Source organism: Mesorhizobium sp. WSM4847 (genome assembly GCF_055811335.1).
In genome coordinates this window covers 56,298-70,194 of the sequence record NZ_JBVVPY010000019.1, presented here as the reverse complement: position 1 = coordinate 70,194, position 13,897 = coordinate 56,298, and the positions used below count along the sequence as shown (strand labels likewise).

14 protein-coding genes are annotated in these 13,897 nt (G+C 64.1%); 6 read left to right on the top strand and 8 right to left on the bottom strand.

What is annotated here, in order from left to right:
• Window positions 1-13: 13 nt before the first annotated feature.
• The 4 genes from groL to AC0L28_RS24695 all read left to right on the top strand — a co-directional run bounded on the left by groL (window position 14) and on the right by AC0L28_RS24695 (window position 3,736).
• Entirely contained in the window at window positions 14-1,645 is a 1,632-nt protein-coding gene (gene groL / locus AC0L28_RS24710) for a chaperonin GroEL (protein WP_473480835.1), read from the top strand.
• Window positions 1,646-1,756: 111 nt separating this feature from the next.
• Window positions 1,757-1,963: a hypothetical protein gene (locus AC0L28_RS24705; protein ID WP_473480833.1), complete on the top strand. Its 207-nt coding sequence runs from the start codon at window positions 1,757-1,759 to the stop codon at window positions 1,961-1,963.
• Window positions 1,964-2,025: 62 nt separating this feature from the next.
• Window positions 2,026-2,343, top strand: coding sequence for a DUF982 domain-containing protein (locus AC0L28_RS24700; RefSeq protein ID WP_473480831.1), 318 nt, complete (start codon window positions 2,026-2,028; stop codon window positions 2,341-2,343).
• A 373-nt stretch (window positions 2,344-2,716) separates the two neighbouring features.
• Window positions 2,717-3,736 carry a transposase gene (locus AC0L28_RS24695; protein ID WP_473480829.1) on the top strand — a complete coding sequence of 340 codons (1,020 nt, stop codon included), beginning with the start codon at window positions 2,717-2,719 and terminating at the stop codon, window positions 3,734-3,736.
• 209 nt (window positions 3,737-3,945) lie between these two features.
• Here the strand turns inward: AC0L28_RS24695 and AC0L28_RS24690 are convergent, their stop codons facing one another.
• From AC0L28_RS24690 to AC0L28_RS24655, 8 genes are all read right to left on the bottom strand, one after another.
• Complete coding sequence (locus tag AC0L28_RS24690) at window positions 3,946-4,962, bottom strand: ABC transporter permease (protein ID WP_023799033.1); 1,017 nt, start codon at window positions 4,960-4,962, stop codon at window positions 3,946-3,948.
• The gene (locus AC0L28_RS24685) at window positions 4,959-6,530 is read right to left on the bottom strand and encodes a sugar ABC transporter ATP-binding protein (protein WP_473480826.1); all 1,572 of its coding nucleotides are present in this window, start codon (window positions 6,528-6,530) and stop codon (window positions 4,959-4,961) included. The genes AC0L28_RS24690 and AC0L28_RS24685 overlap by 4 nt, the downstream gene beginning before the upstream one ends.
• Before the next feature lie 223 nt (window positions 6,531-6,753).
• Entirely contained in the window at window positions 6,754-7,704 is a 951-nt protein-coding gene (locus AC0L28_RS24680; RefSeq protein WP_473480929.1) for a substrate-binding domain-containing protein, read from the bottom strand.
• Between the two features lie 252 nt (window positions 7,705-7,956).
• Window positions 7,957-9,498: a winged helix-turn-helix domain-containing protein gene (locus tag AC0L28_RS24675; protein ID WP_473480823.1), complete on the bottom strand. Its 1,542-nt coding sequence runs from the start codon at window positions 9,496-9,498 to the stop codon at window positions 7,957-7,959.
• A 64-nt stretch (window positions 9,499-9,562) separates the two neighbouring features.
• Window positions 9,563-9,793, bottom strand: coding sequence for a hypothetical protein (locus AC0L28_RS24670; protein WP_473480820.1), 231 nt, complete (start codon window positions 9,791-9,793; stop codon window positions 9,563-9,565).
• Complete coding sequence (locus AC0L28_RS24665) at window positions 9,777-10,505, bottom strand: gamma-glutamylcyclotransferase (protein ID WP_473480817.1); 729 nt, start codon at window positions 10,503-10,505, stop codon at window positions 9,777-9,779. The genes AC0L28_RS24670 and AC0L28_RS24665 overlap by 17 nt, the downstream gene beginning before the upstream one ends.
• Window positions 10,506-10,623: 118 nt before the next feature.
• The gene (locus tag AC0L28_RS24660) at window positions 10,624-11,505 is read right to left on the bottom strand and encodes a DMT family transporter (protein ID WP_419693901.1); all 882 of its coding nucleotides are present in this window, start codon (window positions 11,503-11,505) and stop codon (window positions 10,624-10,626) included.
• Window positions 11,506-11,553: 48 nt separating this feature from the next.
• Window positions 11,554-12,003 carry a hypothetical protein gene (locus AC0L28_RS24655; protein WP_156942584.1) on the bottom strand — a complete coding sequence of 150 codons (450 nt, stop codon included), beginning with the start codon at window positions 12,001-12,003 and terminating at the stop codon, window positions 11,554-11,556.
• Here AC0L28_RS24655 and AC0L28_RS24650 point away from each other — a divergent pair.
• Both AC0L28_RS24650 and AC0L28_RS24645 read left to right on the top strand, forming a co-directional pair.
• On the top strand, window positions 11,993-13,432 hold the full coding sequence (locus AC0L28_RS24650; protein ID WP_473480814.1) for a LuxR C-terminal-related transcriptional regulator: 1,440 nt from the start codon (window positions 11,993-11,995) through the stop codon (window positions 13,430-13,432). The two genes, AC0L28_RS24655 and AC0L28_RS24650, sit on opposite strands and share 11 nt — an antisense overlap.
• Before the next feature lie 87 nt (window positions 13,433-13,519).
• The gene (locus AC0L28_RS24645; RefSeq protein ID WP_023799025.1) at window positions 13,520-13,744 is read left to right on the top strand and encodes a hypothetical protein; all 225 of its coding nucleotides are present in this window, start codon (window positions 13,520-13,522) and stop codon (window positions 13,742-13,744) included.
• The last annotated feature ends 153 nt before the right edge of the window (window positions 13,745-13,897 follow it).

The window sequence follows — 13,897 nt, the reverse complement described above, 5'->3', positions numbered from 1 at the left end:
AAGGAGTTATCCAATGGCTGCCAAGGATGTGAAATTCCATACCGAAGCCCGCGAGAAGATGTTGCGCGGTGTCAACATCCTCGCCGACGCGGTGAAGGTGACGCTCGGTCCCAAGGGCCGCAATGTCATCCTCGACAAGTCATTCGGCGCCCCGCGCATCACCAAGGACGGCGTTACCGTCGCCAAGGAAATCGAACTTGAGGACAAGTTCGAGAACATGGGTGCGCAGATGGTGCGCGAGGTCGCCTCGAAGACCAGCGACGTCGCCGGCGACGGCACGACGACCGCTACCGTTCTGGCGCAGTCGATCGTCCAGGAAGGCGCCAAGGCGGTTGCCGCCGGCATGAACCCGATGGACCTGAAGCGCGGCATCGACAAGGCGGTCGACGCCATCGTCGCCGAACTCAAGGCCAATGCCCGCAAGGTGACAAGGAACGACGAGATCGCCCAGGTCGGCGCCATCTCGGCCAATGGCGATGTGGAGATCGGCCGCTTCCTCGCCGAAGCGATGCAGAAGGTCGGCAATGAGGGCGTCATCACGGTCGAGGAGGCCAAGACCGCCGAGACCGAGCTCGAAGTGGTCGAGGGCATGCAATTCGATCGCGGCTATCTCAGCCCCTATTTCATCACCAACCAGGACAAGATGCGCGTCGAGCTCGAAGAGCCCTATGTGCTGATCCACGAGAAGAAGCTGTCCAACCTGCAGGCCATGCTGCCGGTGCTCGAAGCCGCTGTGCAATCGAGCAAGCCGCTGCTGATCATCGCCGAGGATGTCGAAGGCGAGGCGCTGGCGACGCTGGTCGTCAACAAGCTGCGCGGCGGACTGAAGGTTGCCGCCGTTAAGGCGCCGGGTTTTGGTGACCGCCGCAAGGCGATGCTGGAAGACATTGCCATCCTGACCGGCGGCACGGCAATCAGCGAGGATCTCGGCATCAAGCTCGAAAACGTCACGCTGGAGATGCTCGGCCGCGCCAAGAAGGTGTTGATCGAGAAGGAGAACACCACGATCGTCGACGGTGCCGGCCGCAAGGACGAGATCCAGGCACGCATCAGCCAGATCAAGGCGCAGATCGAGGAGACCACCTCCGACTATGACCGCGAGAAGCTGCAGGAACGGCTGGCCAAGCTCGCTGGCGGCGTCGCCGTCATCCGCGTCGGCGGCTCGACCGAGGTCGAGGTCAAGGAGCGCAAGGACCGCGTCGACGACGCCATGCACGCCACCCGCGCTGCGGTCGAGGAAGGCATACTGCCCGGCGGCGGCGTGGCGCTGCTCAGGGCGGCGAAGGCGCTCGACAATGTCGCCGTCGACAACCCCGACCAGAGGACCGGCGTCGAGATCGTGCGTCGGGCCATCGAGCAGCCGGTGCGCCAGATCGCCGAGAATGCCGGTGCGGAAGGCTCGATCATCGTCGGCAAGCTGCGCGAGAAGACCGAATTCGGCTATGGCTGGAACGCCCAGACCAATGAGTTCGGCGATCTCTACGCGCAGGGCGTGATCGACCCGGCCAAGGTGGTGCGCGCCGCTCTGCAGGACGCCGCGTCGGTGGCCGGCCTGCTGGTAACCACCGAGGCGATGGTGGCCGAGAAGCCGAAGAAGGAAGCTGCCGCACCGGCAATGCCCGGCGGTGGCGGCATGGACTACTAAGGTCAGGCCTCCAAAGCGAGGCTTCTGAACGGCAGATGGACCGTGTCCGCCAAAGCGGGCACGGTCTTGCCGGTCCGGGATTAATGCGGAGCAGGTGTTGCGATGGATGTGATGGACAGTTTTGGAAAGATCGCGGCGCCGACCCGCCCGAAGAACGATTTCAACTATGAAACCGATTGCAGGGCGGCGCTGGCGCCCCTGGTCGACGGCTTGCTGGGCATGGCCGAGCAGGCCGGCTGGGATCGCCGCAAGGCGGCCTATACGCTGATGTTCCTGTCGGCCCAACGCGTCGGGGCCGGCCAGGAGGAGCGTAAATGATGGTCGCGCGGGCGCGCATGCCTGCGCCTGTTGGAGACAGTTGAACCGGAAAGGAGAGTGTCATGGACCGTTCTTCTTTTGAAAAGCCGGTCACCATCCTTACCGGCCTCGGCACGCCGACCAGGATAGAAAGCGCGGCTGAGGCCTATGCGCTGCTTGCCGACTGGCCGCGGGCGAGCCGGACGGCCGCGCATGACATCGCCGCCAACGCCTGCCGGGCGGCGATGGACGGAGAGATCGACGCCGAGACGGCGCGGGCGACCCTCGTGGCGTTCGCCCGCCGCAACGATCTTCTCGCGCCGCTGACGAGTTCTACCGTTGCCGGCGGGACAGTCATCGATTGGGCAACGCGTTCGCAGCGTCTCAACGCACCGGCATGAACGCGGCTTTTCCCCAAGTTGGAGAATGGCGAAAGCCGCAGCAACACCCAATCTCCCCCTCAAGGGGGGAGATTGGCAGCTTCGCCGGTAGCGCTTATTCTGAGATTGGCGAAAGCCGAAGCGACATCCAATCTCCCCCTTGAGGGGCAGATGTCCGGTAGGACAGAGGGGGTACTGTCCCATAGGCGCTAACCTTAGGGGGTAGACTGGTGGAATCGGGATGTGATTCCTAGGCCAGATGCAGAGGAATGATTCGATTGAAAGCGACTGGCAGGCTCTGATCTCGAGACTGTCGCAATGTATTGATCTTGACGCGACGGCGCGAGCGACGGGAGCGCTGGTACGTCGTCGCAATGTTGCGGATGCAGCGACATTGCTGCGTCTGGCCTTGGCCTATGGCCCCGGCGGGATGAGCCTGCGCTCGGCGGCCGCCTGGGCCGGGCTGAACGACGTTGCGAGCCTTTCCGATGTTGCTCTTTTGAAGCGCTTGCGTGGAGCGGCCGATTGGCTTGGCTGCATCGCAGGCGCCTTGCTGGAAAACGCTTGTGTCAAAAGTACCGCGGCGACGGGGCGTCGGCTGCGCGTCGTCGATGGCAGTTCGATCTCGCACCCCGGCAGTGCCGGCACGGACTGGCGGCTGCACGCCACCTACGAACCTGCGCTTGCGCGGTTCACGCATCTGGAGATTAGCGACGCTCGCGGCGGTGAAGGCTTCTGTCGTGTTCCGCTTCGCCAAGGCGACATCGTTGTTGGCGATCGCGCCTACGCTCGTACCCCGTCCCTTGAAAAGGTGGTGGCGGCGGGCGGCGACTTCCTCGTGCGCACGGGCTGGAACAGTGTTCGGCTGACCACGCCCGAAGCGCAACGGGTCGACTGGAACGCCATCTTTGAGCCCTTGCAGCCCGGTGAAGTTTGCGAGATGAGCGTGCTCCTGGAGCATTCAGGCCGCACAGGCAAGGGCCGAGGCAAGCCGCTCTTGCCGGCGAGGCTCATCGTCAAGCGCAAGGATGAGGAGGCCACGCAAAAAGCACAGAAAGCGGCAAGGCGAGGGCATCAGCGACGTGGCAGCAAGAGGCTGCACCCGATGACCCTCACCGTAGCAGGCTTCGTCATGTTGCTGACGTCGGTCCCAGCCGATGAATTGGCGGCCGACGAGGTTCTGCAAACCTATCGGCTGCGCTGGCAAGTCGAACTCGCCTTCAAGCGGCTCAAGAGTGGAATGGGTATCCATAAGCTTCCCGCACGCGATGAGCGGCTCGCTCGAAGCTGGCTGACAGCCCATCTGATCCTGGCGCTGATGATCGACGAGGCCGTCACCGACGTTCTCGACTCTCCCCCCTGTGACGATCAAACCACCCACAGCGCAATCGCTGTCCCTTTGGAGGCTGCATAGTCTCCTGCGTCCTGCAATCCTCAACGCCATACTGATCGTGATGCGGCCGGGAAAAATCGTGGCGCGCTTTGCCGAAATCATCCGCCACGTCTGCGATCCACCGAGGCAACGAAAAAGCCAATCCGCCGCAGCAAGGATGACGCTCGTGCCCTAAGTTAGCGCCTATGGGGGTACTGTCCCGCCGACCTAGGTCTGTATTGCCCCTCGGACTACCGCCTTACCCGCGATTTCAGCCAGCGGTCGAAGGCCACGGCGAGGATCAGGATCAGGCCGATGACGATGCTTTGCGTGTAGGACGAGACGTTGTTGAACTGCAGCCCGTTCTGCAGCACGCCGATCAGTGCCGCACCCACCACCGTGCCGCCGACCGAGCCAATGCCGCCGAACAGCGAGGTGCCGCCGATGACCACCGCCGAGATCACGGTCAGCTCGTAGCCGATGCCGGCGACGGCTTCCGAGGAATTGAGCCTGGCCGATAGCACGAAGGCGGCAAGGCCGGCGAAGAAGCCGACGATGATGTAGACCGAGATCAGGATGCGGTCGACGCGCAGGCCGGACAGCCGCGCCGCCTCGGCATTGCCGCCGACGGCGTAGACGGCGCGGCCGTAGCGCGTGTAGCGCAGGACGATGTGGCAGAGGATCGCCGCCGCCGCGAAGATGATCGCCGGCACCGGCACCGGGCCGATCAGCCCGGTGCCGAACCAGCGCATAGAAGCGTCGAAGCCGGAGATCGGGCCGCCATTGGAGATCGTCAGCGTCAGGCCGCGAAAGACGGTGAGGCCGCCGAGCGTGACGACGAAAGGCGGCACTTTCAGCCGGGTGATGGCAAAGCCCTGGACGCCGCCGGCCAGGGCGCCGACGACGACGGCAGCCAGAAGGGCGGCGAACCAGCCATAGCCTTGTGCGCCGGACGTCGACAGCGACAGCGTGTTGGCGGTGCCGCCCTTGGCCACCACCGCCGCGACCATGCCGCAGAAAGCCAGCAGCGAGCCGACCGACAGGTCGATGCCGGCGGTGAGGATGACGAAGGTCATGCCGAGCGCGATCAGCCCGGTGATCGAGATCTGCCGCATGATGTTGAAGATGTTGATCGGGTCGATGAAGCTCGGCTTCAGCACCGTGAAGACGACGATCAGCAGCGCCAGGAACATCAGCGGTCCGAAGCTCATCAGCAGGCGCGCGACATTGATGCCGCCGCGCTGGCTCTGTTCGGTCGTGCTGGTCATTGCGTCGCTTCCTGCGTTTGATCGAGCGCCATCAGTTCCATCAGTTTTTCCTCGGTCGCCTCGATGCCTGGCATCTCGCCGGTGATGCGGCCGCGCCGCATGGTGACGATCCTGTCCGACACCGCAAGCACTTCGGGCAATTCCGACGAGATCATCATGATGGCGATGCCGCGCGCCGCGAGCTGCACCAGGATCTGGTGCACCTCGGCCTTGGCGCCGACATCGACGCCGCGCGTCGGCTCGTCGACGATCAGCACCTTGGGGTCGCGCGCCAGCCAGCGGGCGAGGATGACCTTCTGCTGGTTGCCGCCGGACAGCCCTTCGATGGGCTGCTCGGGCGAGGCCATGCGGATCGACAACGTTTTTCTGTAGCTCGCCAGCGCCTGGCGCTCGCGGCGCTCGGCCATGAAGCCGAGAGCGTTGGAGTAGCGGCCGAGCGCAGCGACGGAAAAGTTGGTGAGAATGCCGAGCGCGGCGAAGATCGCCTGATGCTTGCGGTCTTCCGGCACCAGGCCGATGCCGAGGGCGATGGCGTCGGCGGGTGTTTCAGGCGCGATCGTCTTGCCGTCGAGGGTGATGGTGCCGGCGGCGATGCGGTCGGCGCCGAAGATGGCGCGGGCAAGCTCGGTGCGGCCGGAGCCGACGAGGCCGGCGACGCCGAGGATCTCGCCGGCCTTGAGGTCGAGATCGATGCCTTCGAGCACGATGGCGTGCGGCGCCTGCGGATCGCGCACCGTGCGCAGGCCGCGCACGGAAAGCCTGACGTCGCCGGCGACATCGCGCAGCGTCGGCCTGGCATAAAGCTCGGACGCGGCTCGGCCGACCATTTTTTCGATGATTTTCGGCAGCTTGATCGGCCCGCCATCGCGGTCGAGATGGCCGGCCAGCCTGCCGTCGCGCAGCACCGTCATGCGGTCGCAGATAGCGGAGGCCTCTTCCAGCCGGTGGGTGACGAACATGATGGCGACGCCGTCCTTGCGCAGCCGGCCCATGATCGACATCAGTTTTTGCACTTCGGTTTCGGTCAGCGCCGAGGTCGGCTCGTCCATGATGATGAGCCGGCTCTTCAGCGACAGCGCGCGGGCGATCTCGACCAGCTGCTGCTCAGCCACCGACAGCGCCGACACCGGCGTCGCCGGGTCGAGGTCGAGGCCGACGCGGGCGATGATCGCGCGCGAGTCTACCTCCATCTTCCGCCAGCTGACCAGGCCGAAGCGCCCGAGCGGCGCGCGGCCGATAAAAATATTTTCCGCCACGGTCAGCGTCGGGATCAGGCTCAATTCCTGGTAGATGGTGACGATGCCGAGGCGCTTGGCATCCTGCGGATTGTGCGGATTGAATTCGACGCCGTCAAAGACGATGCGGCCGCTGGACGGCGGCATCACGCCGGACAGGATATTGAGCAGCGTCGACTTGCCGGCGCCGTTCTCGCCGAGCAGGCCGAGGATTTCGCCGGGCCGAACCTCGAGCGAGACATCGCTCAGCGCGGTGACGCCGGCAAAGCGCTTGGTCACGCCCTCTATGGCGAGGAGGGGGGTATTCGGCGACGCAGTGGCTTCGGCTGGCAAAAGCTTTTCCCTCGATGCAGTTGTTCACGCCGCGCTTGAACACCCCCCTCTGTCCTGCCGGACATCTCCCCCTCAAGGGGGGAGATCGGATGTCATGGCCGCTTTCGCTAATCTTCGGCGTTGGAGAAAGGGGCGACGCGTTGAAACTGCCAATCTCCCCCCTTGACGGGGCGATGGCCGGCAGGCCAGAGGGGGTGCTGTCCCGCCGGCCTCGCCAATTGCCCTACTTCGTCTCGCCCAGCCTTTCCGCCTTGTCGAGATTGTCCTTCTCGATGACGATCGGCGTCAGCAGCACGAGCTTTTCCTTCGGCTCGGTCTTGTCCCTGGCATAGGCGACGGCGATCTGCACCGCGGTGCGCGACTGCTCGCCGGGGAACTGTTCGACGGTGCCGGCCAGGTTGCCGTCGCGCACGGCGACCAGCGCTTCGGGAAGCGCATCGAAGCCGTAGATCTTGACGTCGGTAAAGTTGCGCGCCGCGCAGGCTTCGACCGCGCCAAGCGCCATGTCGTCATTGGCGCAGATGATCGCGTCGGGCTTGCCGTTGGCGGCCAGGCCGGCCTCGGTGACGGAGAGCGCCTCGGCGCGCGCGAAATTGGCGGTCTGCTCGAAGATGATCTGGTACTTGTCCTTCATCGGGTCGAGGACGTTGTGCACGCCCTTGTTGCGGTCGATCGCGGGCCCGGCACCTGGCTGGCCCTGCAGATGGAAGATCTTGGCGCCGTTCGGGAAAGCCGCCACCATGGCCTGCGCTTCGGCCTCGCCGCCCTTGACGTTGTCGGCGCCGACATGGGCGAGGATGCCTTCGACCCCGTCGACGCGGCGGTCGATGGTGACGACGGGGACGCCGGCCTGGATCGCTTGCTCGATGGCTGGGGCCAGCGCGTTGACGTCGAGTGGCGAGATGACGATGGCGTTGACCTTCTGCACGAGCGCTGCCTCGATATCGGCGGTCTGCTTGGGCGCCGAGTTCTGGCCGTCGCTTTCGACAAGATTGACGCCCTGCGCCTGAGCTTCCGCCTTGATCTGATTCAGCATGTGCACGAAGAACGGAAAGCCGAGGCTCGGCACGGAACCAAGGATGGTCAGCTTGTCCTGGGCGAAAGCCAGTTGCGGAGCGGCCAGCGCCATCGTGCCCATCGCCACGGACGACAGCAGGAATTCACGTCTGTTGATCAATTTAGTCTCCTCCCACATGAGCGCATGAACCCGAAAACCGGTTCCGGTTTTCCGAAAATTCCTGCGTCGATCCAGAAATGGAGTGTCCTTTGAGCGCCCAAGGGGACGCAACGGCGCTCCAGCCGGTCCACCGCGACGTTCTCCTCCGCTCGGCGCCGGCGGGCGGATGCTAGCCAAGGCCGGAGATTTGCGCAAGAACGGGGGGATCCGACACAGGGCCGCGTCACGCGCCCAACGCTCCGATGCTGCTCATGGTGTTGTCGGCAATTGCGCTTCATCCCATCCGGCCAACTCGAGACCGGATCGTATCCGCTCCTGATCTTCCGAGCGCATCATATGAAGATCCGCCATGATTTCCTGCACGGTCAGGCCGGGGTTTAGGCGACGGCCCTCCCTGGTGCAGGCCGCTGCCTTGTCGATATTGCCGTCAAGCGCGTGACAAGCCGCCAGCCGCGACCATTGCCAGGCACTCTTTCGCGGAAGGCAGGAAAAAGACGCGGCCGCTTCCGGGTAGCGGCCAACGACAAGCAGGGCCTCACCCCGGTCGTAATAATACCAGGCGGGATGCATCGGATTGAGTTGGATCGCCTGGTCCAGCAGCACCAGGCCGGCCTCGCCATGGCCGCGTATGACCTCGAAGAAGCCCGTCTGGGCCAACGTGTCGGCATCATAGGGGTTCAGATCCAACGCGCGCGCGAAATGGCGTGCGGCGGCGTCGAATTCGGCCAGGTAGAGGAGGATCAACGCCAGGATGCGATGGCAGCGTGCCTCGTCTGGGCTGAGTGCAGTGGCGTGCAACGCCCGGTCCCGCGCCTGATCGAGCAAGGCGCGGGGCGCACCGCCATAGCCGCCTATGATTGTGTCCGCCAAGGCGAGATAGGCGTGAGCGAGCCCCGAATCCGGATCGCGTTCGAGCGCCTTCAGCAAATGTTCGCGGGCCTGCTGGTTGACACCCTCGCCATAGCTGCGCAGCAGTGCCATGCCGCGCAGGATATGGACGTAGGCCTCAATGTTGGCGGCGGGCGCGGGGGACATGCGCCGCATCGCCGCGCTCTCGATGTTGGCGACCAGCGCGGTCGCGATCCGTTGCGCCACCATCCTTTGAAAGACGAAGATATCGCTGGTCCTGAACGAAAATGCCTGCGCCCAGATGCGCCGGCCGGACGATGTCTCGGACAGCACGACATGCGTGCTGTAACCATCCTCAGCGCTCTCGACGCTGCCTTCCGCAACATAGTCGGCGCCGAGACGCTCAGCAGTCGCCCAGATGTCCTGGTCGGAATGTTCGGCAAGCGCGAAGGCCGAATGGCGCGCCAGCACCGCGATGGTCTTGAAGTAGGAAAGCGCGTTGATGATCTCCTCGACCGCGCCGTCGAAGAGCGGCTTTGCCATCGCATCGTCAATGTTAACGCGAAACGGCAGGATGGCGACCATCGGCTCGGGCGCTCGTTCAATCTGAACCGAAGCTCTGGCCGGCGGCAGCGAACCGGACAGGTCGTCGGCAGCCTGGAACATGTAGCCGCGCCGGGGCACGGTGCGAACCAGCGACTGCGTCTCGTCGCCTATGCATTTGCGCACATCGCGAATGCATTGCGTGAGCGAATCCTCTGTCACGATGGTGTTGGGCCAGACCGCATGGAACAGTTCGTCCTTGCTCAGCACACGGCCGGGATTGCGCACCAGGAAGGCGAGCAGGTCGAAGGTCTTTGGCCGCACCGGCACGATCTCGCCGTCACGCCGCAATGTGCCGCGGTCGAGATCGAGAACCGAGCTGCCGACCTGGTGTGCCAAGCTCCTGCACCACCGCTGCGCCTGATTGAGCAAGGATCATCGGAGCCGCATAAGCCGGTAAAGGTCAAGCCCGAAAGAAGCGGGAAAGGCGCTGCCATAGGCGCGGCATCGTTTCTGCAGGAATCGTTTCGGCAGGAATCATGGCTGTCTCACTCGGCATCAGCCGGTCGAGATAGTGCAGCATCTGAGCCGTTTCGCCGCCACAGAATTCAACGTTGCCCGTCGACAGGATCCGGTGCACGGCTTCCCGTGCCAGAACCGACGGGGGGAATGATCCTTCAGCCTTCGCATGCATGTTCGATCTCCACGGTTGGTGCCGGCAAGGGCGTGCCGGATTGCAATGATCCGAGGTAGGCGGCGACCTTGCCCTGCAGCCGCCATAGCGTGGCGTCGCGGATGTTGCGGGCTTCAAGCTGAACGACGGTGCGGCGCAGATAGTCGGCGCAACTTCCGATGTGGCCGGCGGCGAGCGACAGGATTTCCACCGTGGTCTGCTCGGGCAGGTCTGCTGCATAGGCGGGGCCACTCCGGTCGGCGACGAAGGCGATGGCCCGCAAATTCGCACCCGCGCCTCGAACCGAAACCCAGCGCGGAATGTTGGTCGGCGGGTTGGCGCTCATCTCCCGGCGCAGCAGCCGGTCGATTGCCGCGTTGATATCAAGGTCGGGGAGACGATAGACGACACCGCGGCAGCTGCCGCCGCGGTCGAGCGCAAGCATCAGCCCGGGCCGCTCGCGCGTGCCGCGCCAGCGGGTCAGCCACAGCGAAAATCGCCGATGCCAGCCATGCACGGTTGCCGGTCGCTCCTCGACGAATTCGAAGCAAGGGTTCCACAGCAGGGAGCCGTAGGCGAAAACCCAGACGTCACGCGGGCGTCCCGCAAGCAGTTGCTTGCGAATGCCGACATAGTCGCGATCCTCCAGATTGCGCAGTCCAGGCGCCGGGCCAGCGTCTTCGATCTTGCGATCGATCCTGGCGAGGAGGTCTTCTGTCAGGGCGATTGTCATGGTCGCTCATCGGGTTTGTCTCCCGGGAGCATCGCCGCGACAAGGCATCCGCGTCCTGAACGGATGCTGATATTGTGCTGAAATCGAATGGAGCCGCAGCGGCTGGTCCCACAATCTCTCAGTCTGCCACCGCCGGCTTGCTGATTTTGCCCGTTGTCAGCGACAGCAAGGTGATTGATCCAAATATGACCGCAGCACCGGCTGCTCCGGTCGGCGACAGCCGCTCGCCCAGAAATATGGCGGCGCCAACCGCTCCGAACACGCTCTCTGCGCTGACGATCACCGCGGCATGGCTGGCCGACGTGAAGCGTTGAGCGATCGTCTGCATGCCGAAGGCGGCCCCGGTCGAGAAGATGCCGAGCACGGCGAGTTCCGGGGCGGCATCGCTGATGGCGGCCAGCGACAGATTACCCAGAAGGGTGCCGAGCGGCAGCGTGATCACGGCGGCGCCGAGAAATTGCGCGGCAGCCGCCGCGACCGGCGCGCCGTGGGTCTGCACGTGGCGGCCAAGCTCCACCATCCACAGCGCGTAGCACGCGGCCGAAAGTGTCGCAGCGAGATCGCCCTGGCTGAAGCTGGTGATCAAGCCTCCTGACAGCAACAGGACACCGGCCAATGTCATGGCAGCCGCAAGCCCGCCGACAGCAGTCGGGCGCTCGCCAATCAGGAACCAGGCCGCAAGCGGTGTCATCACCGTTGCGGTGCTCACCAGGAAACTCGCATTGGTAACCGACGTGTCGAGATAGGAGACCTGCTGGATGATGATGGATATCGAGAACAGAGCGCTGACTTTGGCGAGGCTGATCCAGTAGCCTGGCCCGGATTTCGTTCCCCATTCGAGCCCCGTCAGCGGCGCGGCCATGAGCCCCGCGATCAGGCAGCGCATGCCCACGGCGCTGAGCGGATCGAGATGATCCAGCACAGTCTTCTGCGCAACATTGCCGAAGCCCCAAAAGGCAGCGGCAAGCAGAAGCAGACAGTTGGCCTGCACCTTCGACATATCGATGTCTCGGCAAAGCTTGCGCCGGAAAGGGCGGATCGCTGGTTGCTAGCGGGCGGCGAGCTTGTCCCACCGCTTGCAATACAGGCGGACGCCGACGGGCATGATCTCATAGCCGGCGTCATTCAACTGGAGCTTCATCTCCTCGAAATGCCGCTTTGAGCCGCTGACGATCGATTCAGGCGTGTAGTCCCAGCCGTTGCGGGCGGCATTGGCCAGGATGTCGGCATAGAGGCGCATGCTCGTGATTTTCACATCCGATTCCAGCACCTGCCTGCATCCTCTTGCGAACGACGGCGACTGGGCGGCGGAAAAACTCAAGATCGTGCATGCCAGCATTATCGAAACAGGACGCATGGAAACCTCCCCCGGATTGCCGCTTTTTGCGGCAAACGACCTTGCAATTTGTGCGCCTGCGACGGGATCGGGCAGATGCAGTATTCGGCCTCCTGCATTTGTAGTATTCTGTCCTGGGACGGGTTCCACCATGACGGTCAATGACGCTTCGAAAGCGCAGACGCTCGATGCCTTGTCGGGTCGCGAGCGCGCGGTCGCGGAAAAATTCGCAACCGGCATGACCTATCGCGAAATCGGCAATGCACTTTTCATTGCCCCGACCACTGTTCGCACCCACCTTGCGGCCATCTACGAAAAACTTGGCGTGCGCACCAAGATCGGACTCGCGGCGTATTTTGCCGGCGCTTCCGGCGCTCGGCCGGGCGGGCAGTCACCCCCGTCGGACGCTCCGCCGGTGCTCGCCATATTTCCGATCGAATGCCTGAATTCCGAAGAGCGCTGGAACCGCTTTGCCGACGGCCTGTCGTCAGACATCACCATCAACCTGGCGCGATACGCGGGCCTGCCTGTCATCGCCTTCCACACGATGAAATCGCTGGGCAGCAAGCCGGCCGATTTCGCGGCGGACGGCAAGGCGCTCGGCGCCACCTATTTCGTATCGGGCCAGTTGCGTGCGGACGACCAGAGGATTCGCTTGACGATAGAGCTTGCCGATGCCCGTAGCGGCGTCGACCTGTGGAGGGAGCGCTACGATCGCCCGGCCGAGGACATTTTCGCGCTGCAGGACAGCCTGACCGAAAGCATCATCAATGTGTTCGCCGGCAGTTATGGAACGCTGGCCACGGTCGGCCGCAATGCGGTTCGCCGCAAGCCGCTGGCCAGCTTGCGGGCCTACGATTTTTATCTGCTTGCCCTCGAACAGCACACCATGTTCAGCCGCGCCAGCAATGCCGAGGCGATCCGCTTGTTTTCCCGCGCGCTGGAGCTTGATCCTACCTTCGCAAACTGCTGGGCCGAACTCGCCTACGCCTATTCGATCGAGGCCTGTAACGGCTTTGGCGACGACGTGCTGACGTCGATCGAGAACGGGTGGATCACGGCCGAAAACGCCTTGCGTCTCGACCCGACGGACAGCTGCGCTCACGCATGCCTTGGCAATGTCAGGGCATGCCTTGGCGATCTCGAAGGAGCGGAGCGCGCGCACCGGCGCGCTCTCGAATACGGCTCCAACCACGCCGGCATACTGGCGCTGCTGGCCGGCAGCAAAGCGCTTGTCGCCGGTGATCCGGCCGAGGCGATCCCGCTCATCGAGCGTGCCATGCGCCTTAATCCATTGGCCCCGCCCTGGTATTTCGGCATGCAAGGCCGCATCCTGTTTGCCGCCGGCAGGCATCGCGAAGCTGTCGCGGCGCTCCGCAGGAGTTCGCCGGAGTCGCCGGACGTGCTGATGTTCCTGGCACTTTCGCATGCGGCCATGGGCGAGACCGGCGAGGCGGCGCGCGCCGCGGCCCGCTTGAGAGCCGAATTTCCAGGCTTTTCGGTCGAACGCTTCATCGCAGGCTATCCGGTGACCAACCGGGACGCCTTGCTTGCCATCCGCCACGCTGCCGAACTGGCGAAGCTGCCGTAGGCAAGTTGAAAAATTGACACAACCGTCTGTCTCGGCCATCCTTATGCCAGCCGTCTTCTCCTGCGGCGGCGTGTGTATGAGCAGTCCATGGCCAGTTCCGTCACCAGCCAGAATTCCAAGCGCGCTGCAGTGCGCAGGGCGCTCGGCCGCCACAAGGTCTACATCACCGCACAGAGCTTTTCCGCCGGCGCCTACAAGGCGCGTGTCCTCGTCGACGGCGAGGCTTATTGGGTCGACGAATTCCGGCTGAGCCAGCTCCAGCAGGGTCTGTCGCCTGCCGAGCTCGAATTGACGCCGGCCACCGACGATTGAGCTGCGTGAGCGCCGCTGCGGTGGAATTTTGATGCTGGCGGGACAGCGCCCCCCTCTGTCCTGCCGGACATCTCCCCCACACGGGGGGAGATCGGCAGCGTCACTGTTGGCGCCCTCTTTGCGACGTCGGAGATTGGCGAAAGCATTCGTGAC